This window comes from Actinoplanes awajinensis subsp. mycoplanecinus, from assembly GCF_001509495.1.
Taxonomy (GTDB): Bacteria; Actinomycetota; Actinomycetes; order Mycobacteriales; family Micromonosporaceae; genus Actinoplanes; species Actinoplanes palleronii.
This window is the reverse complement of record NZ_LLZH01000167.1, coordinates 102655-115100: the sequence shown is the minus strand read 5'-3', so window position 1 is coordinate 115100 and position 12446 is coordinate 102655. Positions and strand designations below refer to the sequence as shown.

At 73.2% G+C, this 12446-nt stretch carries 9 protein-coding genes and 1 pseudogene; 7 read left to right on the top strand and 3 right to left on the bottom strand.

Going from position 1 to position 12446, the window contains the following annotated elements:
• The first annotated feature begins 12 nt into the window (after positions 1-12).
• Positions 13-963: a glutathione S-transferase family protein gene (locus tag ADL15_RS19340; protein WP_067692762.1), complete on the top strand. Its 951-nt coding sequence runs from the start codon at positions 13-15 to the stop codon at positions 961-963.
• A 4-nt stretch (positions 964-967) separates the two neighbouring features.
• On the opposite strand, the gene ADL15_RS19335 is transcribed toward ADL15_RS19340, so the two are convergent.
• A complete protein-coding gene (locus ADL15_RS19335) occupies positions 968-1609 on the bottom strand; it encodes an NAD-dependent epimerase/dehydratase family protein (protein WP_067692758.1) in 642 nt (213 codons plus the stop codon).
• A gap of 85 nt (positions 1610-1694) precedes the next feature.
• Here ADL15_RS19335 and ADL15_RS19330 point away from each other — a divergent pair, with 85 nt between their 5' ends.
• The 5 genes from ADL15_RS19330 to ADL15_RS19310 all read left to right on the top strand — a co-directional run bounded on the left by ADL15_RS19330 (position 1695) and on the right by ADL15_RS19310 (position 10415).
• Positions 1695-4616 carry an SWIM zinc finger family protein gene (locus ADL15_RS19330; protein WP_067692755.1) on the top strand — a complete coding sequence of 974 codons (2922 nt, stop codon included), beginning with the start codon at positions 1695-1697 and terminating at the stop codon, positions 4614-4616.
• Positions 4617-4663: 47 nt separating this feature from the next.
• On the top strand, positions 4664-5725 hold the full coding sequence (locus ADL15_RS19325; RefSeq protein WP_067692753.1) for an ATP-binding protein: 1062 nt from the start codon (positions 4664-4666) through the stop codon (positions 5723-5725).
• Complete coding sequence (locus ADL15_RS19320) at positions 5718-8057, top strand: DUF5682 family protein (protein WP_067692751.1); 2340 nt, start codon at positions 5718-5720, stop codon at positions 8055-8057. The genes ADL15_RS19325 and ADL15_RS19320 overlap by 8 nt, the downstream gene beginning before the upstream one ends.
• 345 nt (positions 8058-8402) lie before the next feature.
• Positions 8403-9596: a VWA domain-containing protein gene (locus tag ADL15_RS19315; RefSeq protein ID WP_067692749.1), complete on the top strand. Its 1194-nt coding sequence runs from the start codon at positions 8403-8405 to the stop codon at positions 9594-9596.
• Between the two features lie 60 nt (positions 9597-9656).
• Positions 9657-10415, top strand: coding sequence for a class I SAM-dependent methyltransferase (locus tag ADL15_RS19310; RefSeq protein ID WP_067692748.1), 759 nt, complete (start codon positions 9657-9659; stop codon positions 10413-10415).
• A gap of 126 nt (positions 10416-10541) precedes the next feature.
• On the opposite strand, the pseudogene ADL15_RS19305 reads toward ADL15_RS19310, so the two are convergent.
• A pseudogene (locus tag ADL15_RS19305) lies at positions 10542-11002 on the bottom strand (DUF4142 domain-containing protein).
• A gap of 110 nt (positions 11003-11112) precedes the next feature.
• On the bottom strand, positions 11113-11334 hold the full coding sequence (locus ADL15_RS19300; protein WP_067692745.1) for a hypothetical protein: 222 nt from the start codon (positions 11332-11334) through the stop codon (positions 11113-11115).
• 289 nt (positions 11335-11623) lie between these two features.
• Here ADL15_RS19300 and ADL15_RS19295 point away from each other — a divergent pair, with 289 nt between their 5' ends.
• Positions 11624-12394: a hypothetical protein gene (locus ADL15_RS19295; protein ID WP_067692742.1), complete on the top strand. Its 771-nt coding sequence runs from the start codon at positions 11624-11626 to the stop codon at positions 12392-12394.
• The last annotated feature ends 52 nt before the right edge of the window (positions 12395-12446 follow it).

Below are 12446 nucleotides of genomic sequence, written 5' to 3'. Positions count from 1 at the left end.
CACGATGGGGGGATGGCAACCGGTGAGTACAACCGTGATCAGCGCTACATCTCGACCCGGATCGCCGCGGACGGGCCGTACCCGGTCGAGGCGGGGCGGTACCGGCTGGTGGTGAGCCGGGCCTGCCCGTGGGCGAACCGGGCGATCATCGTACGGCGGCTGCTCGGCCTGGAGGACGTGCTGTCGATGGGTGTCGCCGGCCCGACCCACGACGAGCGGAGCTGGACGTTCGACCTGGATCCGGGTGGCCGGGATCCGGTGCTCGGCATCGAGCGGCTGCAGGAGGCGTTCCTGAAGCGGTTCCCCGACTACGACAAGGGGATCACCGTCCCGGCGATCGTGGACGTGCCGTCCGGCGCCGTGGTCACCAACGACTTCGCGCAGATCACCCTGGACCTGTCGCTGGAGTGGGCCGCGTTCCACCGGCCGGGTGCGCCGCTGCTCTACCCGCCGGAGCTGCGCGCCGAGATCGACGAGGTCAACGCTGTGGTGTTCGCGGACGTGAACAACGGCGTCTACCGGGCCGGGTTCGCGTCGTCGCAGGAGGCGTACGAGAAGGCGTACCACCGGCTGTTCGACCGGCTGGACTGGCTCTCGGCGCGCCTGGCCGACCGGCGTTACCTGGTCGGCGACACGATCACCGAGGCGGACGTACGGCTGTTCACCACGCTGGCGCGCTTCGACGCGGTGTATCACGGGCACTTCAAGTGCAACCGGTCGAAGCTGACCGAGATGCCGGTGCTGTGGGCGTACGCGCGTGATCTTTTTCAGACACCGGGGTTCGGGGACACCATCGACTTCGTGCAGATCAAGCAGCACTACTACCAGGTGCACCGGACCATCAATCCGAGCGGCATCATCCCGGCCGGACCGGATCTGAGCGGCTGGCTGACGCCGCACGGCCGGGAGTCGCTGGGCGGGCGCCCGTTCGGGGACGGCACTCCCCCGGTGCGGGCTGTCTGAGCGCTCACATGTCGGCGTTGGTGACGACGCGGCGCGGGAAACCGGTGCGGGCGGCCCGCAGCATCGCCTGGCCGATCACGTCGGTGCTCGTCACGTACTGCGGCGCTACCCGGCGGAACAACGGGATCAGCGGCGCGGTGACCGTGTAGACCGCGTTGTACCACCCGGTCTTGGAGCGGGCGCCGTGCGTGGGCTGGATGAAGCCGGGGCGGAACGCGTAACCGTGGTGGAAGAGCGCCATCACCTCGTTCTCGGTGCGGCCCTTGACCCGCGACCACATCGTCCGGCTGGCCGCGTCGGTGCCGGCCCCGGAGACGTAGACGAAGGTCATTTCCGGACTCAGCTCGGCCAGGGTTCGCGCGGCGGCCATCGGGAAGTCGTACGACACCCTGGTGTACGCGGCCTCGTCCATCCCGACCGAGGAGACGCCGAGGCAGTAGAAGCAGGCGTCGTACCCGGAAAGCTCGCCCTTGATCGCACTGAGGTCGGCGAAGTCGGCGACCGTCACCTCGCGGAGTTTGGCGTGCCGCACGCCGGTCGGTGACCGGGTCACCACCAGCACCTCGGTCACGTCCGAGGCGAGCAGACACTCCCGCAGCACACCCTGCCCGACCATCCCGGTCGCCCCGAAGACGATCACCCGCATGTCGCTACCTCCACTGATCCGCCGGGTTCTCAGTCTGCCCTGAATCACCGTCGAAAACGTCGTACCCCGGGCCTAGGGTCGTCCCGTGCCCGCCGAACGTTGGTCCCTCGCCCAGGCCGAGTCGCTCGCCGCCGACCCGGCCGCGCTCAAGCGCGCCCGCAGCGTGTCCGGGCAGTTCAGCGTCACCGGGGCGCACGACGACACCCTCCTCTGGGGACTCTGCCGGGGCTATCAGGTCGCCGTCGACCTGGCCGGCCCGGCGTTCAAGTGCTCCTGCCCGACGTTCCAGGCGCCCTGCAAACACGCGGTCGGCCTGGTCCTGCACTGGGCCGAGACCGGCCTCGGCGCCGCCACCGCACCCGATTGGGTGATCTCCTGGCAGACCGCCCGGGCGGCCCGGGCCAAGGCACGGCTGACCCCGCCCGACCCGGTGGCCGCCGCGAAACGCGCCAAGGACCGCGCCGAGCGGGTGGCGAGCGGCATGACCGAGTTGCGCCGCTGGCTCGACGACCAGGTCGAGCAGGGCCTGGCCGGGCTGGGCCGGCGCGGGCACCAGGCCTTCGAGCCGGTCGCCGCCCGGCTGGTCGACGCGCAGGCGCCGGGCGTGGCGAGCACGGTCCGGCGGCTCGGCGAGATCGCCGGCATCGGTCCGCAGTGGGCCGACCGCCTGCTCGGCGAGCTGGCCGTGCTGCACCTGCTGGTTGCCGGGCACGACCGGCTCGACGCGCTCGACCCGGCCACCGCGGCCACCGTCCGCTCCCGGATCGGCTTCCCCACCTCGGCCGAGGAGGTGCTGGCCGGCCCCCGGGTCACCGACCGCTGGCAGGTCCTCGGGCAGCACGACTCCGACGACGGCGTGCTGACCACCCGGCGGACCTGGTTGCACGGTGCGTCGACGTCCCGGTTCGCGCTGGTGCTGTCGTTCGCCGCGCCCGGCCAGACGCTCGCCGCCGACCTGGTGCCGGGCACCGAGTTCCGCGGCGACCTGTGTTTTCATCCCGGTGCCGCGCCGCTGCGGGCGCTGGTCGCCGAGCGCCTGAGCGCCACCGAGCCATTCGGCACACCGGATGGCGCCGGGTCCGTGCGCGCCGCCCTCTCCCGGTGGTCCCGGCTTCTGGCCGATGAGCCTTTTCGGTACGACGGACCGATGCTCCTGGCGGCCGTCACCCCGACGGCCGACGGTTTCCTGGTCGACGAGGAGGGCGCGGCGCTCCCCCTCGCTGCCGGGCACCGGGAGCCGTGGTGGCTGCTGGCGGCCGCGGGCGGGCGACCGGCGGCGGTGGCGGCGGAGTGGTCGCCGGCCGGGCTGCGTCCGCTGGCCGCGTGGGTGGCGGGGCAGTTCGTGCCGGCGGGGTCTGCGGTGCCCGATCCGGGAGCGCCCCGGGAGGCCGAGTTGCCACCTGAGTTGCTGGCAGCGGCCCTGGTGGGGACGGCGCGGCGCCCGTGGAGCGGCGATACGGTGCGGGTCGGTGCGAGCGTCGTCGCGCTGGCTTCCCCGGCGCCCGCTTCTTCCTCGGCGCCTGCTCCTCTGTCGGCGTCTGCTTCTCTGTCGGCGCCTGCTTCTCTGTCGGCGTCTGCTTCCTCCTCGGCGCCCACATCTGCGGCGGGCGCACTTCTGGACGCGGCTGTGGTGGCGCTGGCGACGCGGCGGGCCGGTGTGTTGCCGTCGACGGTGAAGGCGCCGGTCCCCGCGGCGCCGGTCGAGACCGCGCCGGGGTTGCCGGTCGCGGCCGGTGTCCGGCTGGCGCGCATCCTGCGGGGTGGGGCGCCCGGCGGCGCCCACCTGGAGCAGGAGCTGCTCGCGCAGTGGCTGGCCGCGGCGGTGGCGCGGGGTGGCGTGGTGCCGCCGGTGCTGCTGCCGGCGCTGCTGGAGGCCGCCCGGCGCAACACCACGGTCCGGGCCGACGTGGCCCGGGTCGCCGGGCGGCGCGGGGCCTGGCTGGCCGGGCAGCGGGCCGACTGGCGCTGGCTGCTCGACGAGGCCGCGCCGGTCACCGTCACCGACTGGACGACCGCCACCAGCGCGGAACGCCTCGGCCACCTGACCACGCTGCGCCGGTCCGCGCCGGCCCGGGCCCGTCAGCTGGTGGAGAGCACCTGGGACACCGAGTCCTCGGACAACCGCGCCCGGTTCCTCGGCACCTTCACCAACGGGCTCTCGCTCGACGACGAGGAGTTGCTGGAGCGCGGGCTGGACGACCGCCGCAAGGAGGTCCGGCAGGCCGCCGTCGAGCTGTTGCGGCAACTGCCCGGGGCCGCGCTCGGCCGGCGGATGCGGCAGCGGGCGCACGCCGCGGTGCGCCTCGAGCTCAGCGACCCGCCCCGGCTCGCCGTCCGGCCGCCCGGCGAGCTCGACGCCGCCCTGCGGCGCGACGGGGTCGCCGCCACCCCGGCGCACGGCACCGGCACGAGTGCCTGGCTGCTGGAGGAGGTGATCGCGGGCGCGCCGCTGGAGTCCTGGTCCGAGCTGGAGCCGAGCGGCTACCTCGCCCTGGCCCGGGGTAACGACTGGGCCGCCCCGCTGCTGCACGGCTGGGCAAAAGCGGCCACCGCGCAGAACAACCCGGGCTGGGCGCGCGCCCTGCTGGCCGCCGACGCCGGGATGCTGCGCGAGGCGGTGCGCTGGGATCTGCACCTGGTGCTCCCGCCGGACGTACTGGCCCGGCTGGCCGCTCAGGCGTTGCGGACCGAGGACGGCGCGGCGCACCGGCTGCTCGCCCTGCATCCCGGGCCGTGGCCGGAGCCGCTCAGCGTCACCGTGCTGGAGACCGTCGTGACCCGGGCGCGCAACGACCGGCACACCTGGCAGCTGGGCGAGCTGTGCCGGGCCGCCGCGCTGGCCATGCCACCGGCGTATGCCGATCTGACCGGCCGGCTCGCCGCCCAGCTGGAGCCGGAGGTCGACCCGAGCCGGGTCCGGCCGGTCGCCGACCTGGCCCGCACCCTGACATTCCGGGCGGAGATGCTCGACGAGCTCGCCACCGAAAATGTCACACCCCCGCAGTAGTTTGCTGTTCGAGCCACCTACCGAGCTGACGAGATTCAGGAGTTCGCGTGACCGCCCTGCGACCGCACGCCGAGGATGAGTACGCCGACGAGCTCGCCCAGCTGGCGGCCGCCGACGATCGGCCGCGCCCTCCTGGCTGGCGGCTGTCCCCGCAGGCCGTCGTGACGTATCTGCTGGGTGACGGCGCCAAGATCACCCCGAAGTACGTGGGTCCCCGCCGCCTGATCGAGGTCGCCGTCTCCACCCTGGCCACCGACCGGGCGCTGCTGCTGCTCGGCGTCCCCGGCACCGCCAAGACCTGGGTCTCCGAGCACCTGGCCGCGGCCGTCTCGGGCGACTCCACGCTGCTGGTCCAGGGCACCGCCGGCACCCCGGAGGAAGCCATTCGGTATGGGTGGAACTACGCCCGGCTGCTCGCCGAGGGCCCGACCGACGCGGCCCTGGTCCCCAGCCCGATCATGCGGGCCATGCGGACCGGGTCGGTCGCCCGGCTGGAGGAGCTCACCCGGGTCCCGTCCGACGTGCAGGACGCGCTGATCACCATCCTGTCCGAGAAGACGCTGCCGGTCCCCGAGCTGAACACCGAGGTCCAGGCGGAGCGCGGGTTCAACCTGATCGCCACCGCCAACGACCGGGACCGCGGGGTCAACGAGCTGTCCAGCGCCCTGCGCCGGCGGTTCAACACGGTGGTGCTGCCGATGCCGGCCAACGCCGACGACGAGGTCGAGATCGTGGCCCGGCGGGTCGCCCAGCTCGGCGCGTCGCTGGAGCTGCCCGAGGTGCCGGCCGCGCTGGAGGAGATCCGCCGGGTGGTCACGATCTTCCGCGAGCTGCGCGGCGGCCTCACCGAGGACGGCCGGACCAAACTGAAATCGCCGACCGGGTCGCTCTCCACCGCCGAGGCCATCTCGGTGATCACCAACGGGATGGCGCTGGCCGCACACTTCGGCGACGGCACGCTGCACCCGGGTGACGTGGCCGCCGGGATCCTCGGCGCGGTGGTCAAGGACCCGGTCTCCGACGCGGTCGTCTGGCGGGAGTATCTCGAGACCGTGGTCCGGGAGCGACCCGACTGGCTCGACTTCTATCGGGCCTCCCGCGATGCCTGAGAGGTTCTACGGCGTCCGCCATCACGGGCCCGGCTCGGCCCGGGCGGTGGTGCGGGAGCTGGCCGAGCAGCAGCCGGAGATCCTGCTGGTGGAGGGGCCACCGGAGGCCGACGACCTGGTGCGCTGGGTGGCCGCTGGCGGGTTGGAGCCACCGGTCGCCCTGCTGGGTTATGCGGCGGACGATCCGGGGCGGGCGGCGTTCTGGCCGTTCGCGGTCTTCTCACCGGAGTGGCAGGCGATCCGCTGGGCGGTGGCCAACGAGGTGCCGGTCCGCTTCTTCGACCTGCCGTATGCCTACCGGGTGGGCGCCGCCACCACCCCGAAACCCGGCCCGGAGGACGGCAAGCCCGGCGCGCCCGGCATTCCGGAGGACGGGCCGGGGGGCGGCGGGCCCGGCGTACCGGATGGGGGTTTGGCGGCGGACGGGGCCGGCGGCGGCGGGATTCCGGAGGGGACGCCTGGTGGTGGCGAGGCCCCTGCCGAGCCGGCGCGGCCGGTGGATCCGATCGGGGAGCTGGCGGCGGCCGCCGGGTATGACGATCCGGAGCGCTGGTGGGAGGACGTGGTCGAGCATCGCGGGGTGCCGGTGTTCGAGGCGATCGCGGAGGCGATGACGGCGATCCGGGAGGGCGCGCCGGAGGATCCCGACGATCTGCTGCGGGAGGCCTACATGCGCACGGTGTTGCGCGAGGTCCGGCGGCGGCACGAGAACATCGCGGTCGTCTGCGGAGCGTGGCACGTGCCGGCGCTGACTCGGAAGGTGGCCGTCAAGGACGACGCCGCGCTGCTCAAGGGGCGGCGCAAGGGCAAGGTCACGTTCACCTGGGTGCCGTGGACCTACGGCCGGCTCGCGAGCTGGTCGGGCTACGGCGCCGGGGTGAGCTCGCCGGGGTGGTACCACCACCTGTTCACCAGCACCGACGCGGTGGTGCCGCGCTGGCTGGTGGCCGCGGCCGGCGTGCTGCGCGCGGAGGGCGTGCCCACCTCGTCGGCGCACGTCATCGAGGCGACCCGGCTGGCCGAGGCCCTCGCGACGCTGCGCGGGCGGCCGCTGGCCGGGCTGGCCGAGGTCACCGAGGCCGCCGAGGCGGTGATGTGTGACGGGGAGCCGCTGCGGACCGAGCTGATCGCCCGGCGGCTGGTGGTCGGTGAACGCCTCGGCGCGGTGCCGGAGGAGATGCCGGCCGTGCCGCTCGCCCGGGACCTGACCGCACAGCAGCGCACCCTGCGGCTCAAACCCGAGGCCGCCGAGCGCGGCCTCGACCTCGACCTGCGCAAGGACATCGACCTGCGGCGCAGCCGGCTGCTGCACCGGCTGCGCACGCTCGGCCTGCCGTGGGGCGAACCGGCCGCCGGGCGGCGCGGGACCGGGACGTTCCGGGAGGAGTGGGTGCTCCGCTGGCAGCCGGAGTTCGCGGTGCGGCTGGTCGAGGGCAGCATGTGGGGCACCACCGTGCTGGCCGCCGCGACCGCGCGGGCGATCCGGCGGGCCCGGGCCGCGCGGACGCTGGCCGAGGTGACCGGGCTGCTGGAGACATGCCTGCTGGCCGACCTCGGCGAGGCGTATCCCGCGGTGCTCGCCGCGCTCGACACCCGGGCGGCGCTGGACGCGGACGTGCACCACCTGATGGCGGCCCTGCCCGCCCTGGCCCGTACGCTGAGGTACGGGGATGTCCGGCACACCGACGTGGCCGGACTCGCCACGGTGACCGCGAGCCTGCTGAAGCGGATCTGCGCCGGCCTGCCCTCGGCTGCCGGTAGTCTCTCCGACGACGCGGCCAAGCAGTTGCGGGACGGCATGGACGGCGTGCACCAGGCCGTGAGCCTGCTCGCCGACAACGACCTTCGGGAGTTGTGGCTGGCCACCGTGGAATCCCTGGCCCGACGGCCGGACCTGCACGGGCTGCCCGCCGGGCGGATCACCCGGCTGTTGTCCGACGCGGGCCGGCTGGACCCCGCCGAGGTGCGGCGGCGGCTGCGGCTGCCCTTGACCGTGGGAACCCCACCGGCACACGCGGCCGCGTGGGTGGAGGGGTTCCTGGCCGGCGGCGGACTGCTGCTGGTGCACGACGACGCGCTGCTCGGGCTGGTCGACGAGTGGCTGGCGGACGTGCCGGCGGACGCGTTCGACGACGTGTTGCCGCTGCTGAGACGCACGTTCGGGAGTTTCGACCCGGGCGAGCGGCGAGCCATCGGCGAACGGGTGGCCGGGCCACGGGCCGGTGTGGCCACGGCCGATGCGGCATCGATCGACGAGGAGCGGGCGGTGATGGTGCTGCCCGCACTGGGCGCCCTGCTGGGGCGCGAGATCCGGATCCGGGAGGACCCATGAGCGACGAAGTTTCCGAACTCTTCTCGCATTCGGCGGAACCGTCGGCGGCGGGCGCCACCGGCGCTCTGCCTGCGGCGTTGCAGTTCTCGCACCCGACCATGGAGGCGCCGAACGGGCCGGGTGCACACCCGGCCGCGTCCGCCGGGCGGCTCTTCTCCCACCCGCGCGGCGCGGAGGGCGCACGGGGCGGGGAGTTCGACAGCGGACCGGAGAGCACCGGCAGCCGGGACGGCCGGCACCGGCGAACCAGCGGAGGTGACCGGTCTGGCCGGGCGAATGGCGCTGTTCAGAGCAAGGACGGCCGCCGGCGGGACCCGGGCCGCGGCACCCGATCGAGGGGAACGGATGGCTGAGCCGGAGGAGGCGGCGCGAGAACGTTCGCGCCGATGGCGGCTGGTCCTCGGCGGGCCGGCCGAGGAGTCGCTCGGCAAGGTCGAGGGACACGACGGGGCGATGGACGCGGCACTCGCCGCGCTGTACGACGCGACCGGCGACGCCGACGGCACGGCCGGCAAACGGTCCGCCGGACTGGGCGGGTCCGCACCGAAGGTGGCGCGCTGGCTGGGCGACATCCGGGAGTACTTCCCCAGCACCGTGGTGCAGGTGATGCAGGCCGACGCGATCGAGCGGCTCGACCTGACCCGGCTGCTGCTCGAGCCGGAGATGCTCGCCGCGGTCGAACCCGACGTGCACCTGGTCGGCACGCTGCTCTCCCTCAACCGGGTGATGCCGGACGCCACCAAGGACGCCGCCCGGCAGGTCGTGCGCACGGTGGTCGACCAGCTCGAACGGCGGATCACGCAGCAGACCCGGGCCGCGGTGGCCGGCGCGCTGAACCGGGCCGCCCGAATCAACCGGCCCCGGCACGCCGACATCGACTGGGACCGCACGATCCGCGCCAACCTCAAGCACTACCAGGCCGAGCACCGGACCGTGATCCCGGAACGGCTGATCGGGTACGGCCGGCGCAGCACCGCCGTGCAGCGGGACGTGGTGCTCTGCGTGGACCAGTCCGGGTCGATGGCCGCGTCGGTGGTGTTCGCCGGAGTGTTCGCGGCGGTGCTGGCGTCGATGCGGTCGCTGCGGACCTCGCTCGTCGTCTTCGACACCGCGGTGGTGGACCTGACCGAGCAGCTCAGCGACCCGGTCGAGGTGCTGTTCGGCACCCAGCTCGGTGGCGGGACGGACATCAACCGGGCGATCACGTACAGCCAGCAGTTGATCAGCCGGCCGCGGGACAGCATCTTCGTGCTGGTCAGCGACCTGTACGAGGGTGGCGTCCGCGAGGACATGCTGCGGCGGGTCGCCGAGATGACCGCGGCGGGCGTGCAGGTGGTGGTGCTGCTGGCGCTGTCCGACGAGGGTGCTCCGGCGTACGACCACGAGAACGCGGCCGCGCTGGCGGCGCTGGGTGTGCCGGCTTTCGCGTGCACACCCGACGCGTTCCCCGACCTGATGGCCGCCGCGATCGAACGCCGCGACCTGCAGGCCTTCGCCGAGCGCTTCAAGGACCAGCAAGCCTCCCACCCCGCCGGCTGACCACCCTCGGCGCCGGAACGAGGGGTGACCGGAGCGCGGAATGTAACTACCGTGGAGCCTATGACTGCTTACCTGAAGCACCCCCGGATCTGGCAGGAGAGCTGGGACAAGCAACAAGAGGCCTTCATGCCGGACCGCGAGCAGCGGTTCGCCGCGATGCTCACCGCCGTCGCCGCGGCGACCGGTGGCGCTGCGCCCCGGCTGCTCGACCTGGCCGGGGGCACCGGCACCATCTCTCTGCGGACCCTCGCCCGGTTCCCGGCCGCGCAGGTCACCCTGGTCGACCAGGATCCGGTGCTGCTGACCATCGCGGCCGCCTCGCTCGCCGGCCGGGCCACCGTCGTCGACGCGGATCTCGGCGATCCGGGCTGGCGGGCCAAGCTGCCGCACGAGGAGTTCGGCGCGGTGCTCACCGCGACCGCACTGCACTGGCTGCCCGCCGAGCGGACCGCCGCACTCTACGCCGAGGTCCGTGCGGTGCTGCGCCCCGGCGGGATCTTCGTGAACGCCGATCACATGGAGGACGAGGGCCTGGCCGCGTTCTCCGCCCGGCTGCGGGATCAGGCCCGGGACGAGCGCAACGCCCGGTACGACTCGGGTGCCGCAACCTCCTGGAGCGACTGGTGGGCCCGGGCGGCCGCCGACGAGCAGCTGGCGCCGAAGGCCGTGGAACGGCAGCAGATCTACCCGGACGGACACGCCGAAGGGTGGCTTCCGCCGGCGAGCTGGCATCTCGACGCCCTCCGCGCGGCCGGTTACACCGAGACCGGCCTGCTCTGGCGCGGCGGCACCGACGCCGCCGTCATCGGCGTCCGCTGACCCGACCGCGCGGCTGAACAACGCGCGCGGCGCCGCAGGACAGAGCGGCACGGAAGAGGCACGGGAGCCACCATGCCGCCGGGCGCCCCACGAGAGCGGGACGCCCGGTGGCCAGGTGCAACACCGTCAGTCGGCCTTGCGGATCATTTCCACGTGGCGGGCGATCACCGGCTCGGCCTTCTCGGCGAGTTCCTTGATCGAGGGCTCGGTGATGTCCGCCGACCGGATCATCCGCAAGACCTTGCGGTGCCCGGCGAGCTGTGTCGACAGGTAGAGCTTGTCGAACGACGCCGCCCCGGCGGCCTCGTACCGGTCGGCCAGGGCCTGTTGCTCCGCTGTCGGCGAGCCGGGCAGGTAGACGCGGAGCACCGCGCCGTCCGGTAGAGGGCCGCGTCCAGGTGGATGTGGTCGCGCATGATCGCGGCGGCCACGTTCTTCACCTGCGGGTCCGTGGTCTTCTTCCAGGCGATCTGCCCCGTCGCGATCTCGGCGAGGTTCACCTGGTGCGCCGCTTTCAGGAACGCCGCGTCCGCCGCGGTCGGTTCGGCCTGTGCGGCGATGGCGGGAAGAATCAAGAGCCCGGCCATGCCGAGCGCCATGGAAATACGGCGGAAAAGCATACTAATCTCCTTGACTTGGACATCTCGACCCTAGTCAGGAAACGTGTTTGCCATTCGCTTTTCGAGGCTTTGCGGAGTCACTGCGTCCACCGCAGGAACCGGTTGAACAGTTCCGGCGCCGGGGTCTGCGGCATGTCGCGTGCCGCTTCCTCGAGGTAGTCCCACATCACCAGGGCCAGATCGACCCGGCCGTGACCGCGGGCCAGCACCACCTGGGCCGGCTCGCACGGCCAGGGCCGGCCGCACACCCGGCAGTCCCAGGACGGCCGGGCCGGAAGATGCTCGACGCTCCCGGTCATCGCCGGCGGTCCGGACCAGCGCGGAATCGCACCTCGTCACGCCGCACAGGGCCCCCTTCCGTCTTCCGGACACGGCGGGACAACCCCGGATCCGCCCGCCAACGCATCCGTGCACCACACGATGCGCGCGCCGGTTTCCGCGGTCAACCAGGTAGGGGCCGGGCTCCCCCTCCAGGTGACGTGAGCGACCGAAAGTCGACAGTTATGACTGCCCCGGAATGCCTACCGGAATCGGTGGAATACCGCCTTTAAACAGATTCGAACCCGATATGTCCTGATCTTTGAAATCATGGTTGTCGCGGAAGACGAGAGTGAGGACGGTGACATGAGCGACGACCAGCACGAGCACGTACCCGCGGGCAACGTGTACGTCTCGGCGGCGGCTGCCGCTCCGCACCGCCGAGCCCTGCGGCGCAAACAGGCCCTGGTCGGGGTGGCCGGCGCCGCCGCCCTGCTGGCCGGCGCCGGTTTCCTGGCCGCGCAGCTGATGGAGCCGCAGCAGGAGACGCTGCCCGAACCGGCCGCGCTCGCACCGCCGGCCACGGTGGCCACGCCCGGGATCGAGGGGACCGGCCAGTCCGTCGTACCCGGGGATCTTCCGGCGCCGCGCACCACCTACCCGGCGGATCCGGCCCGGCGCACCCCCTCGCCGACGCCGTCGGATCTCCAGACGGAGATCGACGCTTCGGTCGCGGCCGGCGGATTTCCGCAGGCCGCGTCGCCTTCGGCGGCGCAGGGCCAGAGCGGTCCGGTCACCCGCCGCGTCGAAACGGTCCGCAATGGCACGGTACGGGTGTCAAGCGCGCGGTTCGACCTCAGCGACAAGGGTGACCGGCGACTCGCCGCCGATCAGGGGCGCCTCGTCGCGGACGGTGTGCACTGCACGAACCGGGTGCGGTTCGAGGAGGGCGAGACAGCTGTCGTCCGTGACGGCCTGCTGCTCTGCTGGCGCACCTCGGATCAGCGCAGCGTGGTGACCATGGCGATCGTCAAGCAGGGTGTGCCGGACACCGCGGACAGCGTCGCCGTCATCGAACGGGAGTGGGCCGCGCTGGACTGACGAAAAACCGCGACAGGGGCGTGCTGCCCCTGCCGCGGTCGATCAGTCGAAC